The following is a 1429-nucleotide window of genomic DNA, read 5'->3' on the forward strand; positions in this document are numbered from 1 at the left end:
GGATCGTGTCCCTTGTCGTGGTGTAGCCGATCAGCTGGTCGGCTTGTTCGTGGTGTTGGGGAGTGCGGGGGCGCTTTCGGGGAGCTCTGGGTAGAGCTTGTCCATGCTGCCTTCGGGGAGGTAGCGGCGGGGGAAGGCGATCCATTCGTCGTGCATCTCGCAGAGCACGGCGGTTGTCAGCCGTTCCAGTGCGGGCGGGTTGGGGAAGACCTGGACGACGTCGGTGCGACGCTTGATCTCCCGGTTGATCCGTTCCAGAGGGTTGGTGGACTGGATCTTCTTCCAGTGCCGCGGCGGGAAGTCCGCGAACGCGGTCAGGTCCTCCTTCGCGTCCAGGAGCATGGCCCTGACCTTGGGGAACTGGCTGCCGAGCATGTCGGCGACGGTGTCGAGCTGGGTGCGCACGAGGTCCGCGGTGGGCTGGGTGAAGATCGTGCGGATCGTCGCGGCGACCATCTCGCCTGACTCTTTGTCGATCACGCCGAAGACGTTGCGCAGGAAGTGAACCCTGCACCTCTGCCAGGAGGCTCCGAGCATCACCTTGCGGACGGCGGCGACCAGGCCGGAGTGGTTGTCGGTGATGACGAGGCGGACGCCGTTGAGGCCGCGTTCGCGCAGGGAGCGCAGGAACTCCTTCCAGAACACCTCGGTCTCGCTGTCGCCGACCATCAGCCCGAGGACCTCGCGTCCGCCGTCCTCGGTGATGCCGGTGGCGATCACGACGGCCTGGGAGACGATCTGGTGGTTGACCCGCACCTTGCAGTAGGTCGCGTCCAGGTAGACGTAGGGGAAGCGGGTGTGGTCCAGGGACCGGGTGCGGAAGACGGTCAGCGGCTCGTCGAGGGCTGAGCAGATCCGCGAGACCTCGGATTTGGAGATGCCGCTGTCGCCGCCCAGCGCTTTGACCAGGTCGTCCACGCTGCGGGTGGAGACCCCGTGCACGTATGCCTCCATGATGACGGCGTAGAGAGCCTGGTCGATGCGGCGCCGGCGTTCCAGCAGGCTCGGGAAGAAGCTGCCGGTGCGGACCTTGGGGATCTCCAGGTCCAGGTCGCCGGCCAGCGTGGTCAGCACCCTGTCGCGGTGCCCGTTGCGCAGGGCGGTCCGCGAGGCGGTGTGCTCGTTCCACTCCGCGCCGATGTACGCGGTGGCCTCGGCCTCGATCAGCTCTTGCAGCATCCGCTCGGCCACGCTGCGGACGAGTTCGATTCCGTCCGACGAGCGTAGTGACTCCAGCAGCCGTATCAGGTCAGACTGAGACAGGGCCATCGTGCACTCCTACCGCTTGAACTGGCGTTTTAGCAGGGAGAGTTGCACGATGGCCCGCCTTTGGTCAGGGAGCGGCCACCCCCATCAGGTGTGCGCCCCGGGCAGACGCCCGCGCACTCCCACGCCTTGATCGGCTACACCACGACAAGGGACACGATCC

1 protein-coding gene is annotated in these 1429 nt (G+C 66.4%); it reads right to left on the minus strand.

Annotated elements, in window-relative coordinates:
- Positions 1 to 30: 30 nt before the first annotated feature.
- Positions 31 to 1269, minus strand: a complete 1239-nt coding sequence (locus tag ACIQNU_RS43790; RefSeq protein WP_401378321.1) for an IS256 family transposase — start codon at positions 1267 to 1269, stop codon at positions 31 to 33.
- Between the last annotated feature and the right edge of the window lie 160 nt (positions 1270 to 1429).

Source organism: Streptomyces sp. NPDC091292 (assembly GCF_044757265.1).
Taxonomy (GTDB): domain Bacteria; phylum Actinomycetota; class Actinomycetes; order Streptomycetales; family Streptomycetaceae; genus Streptomyces.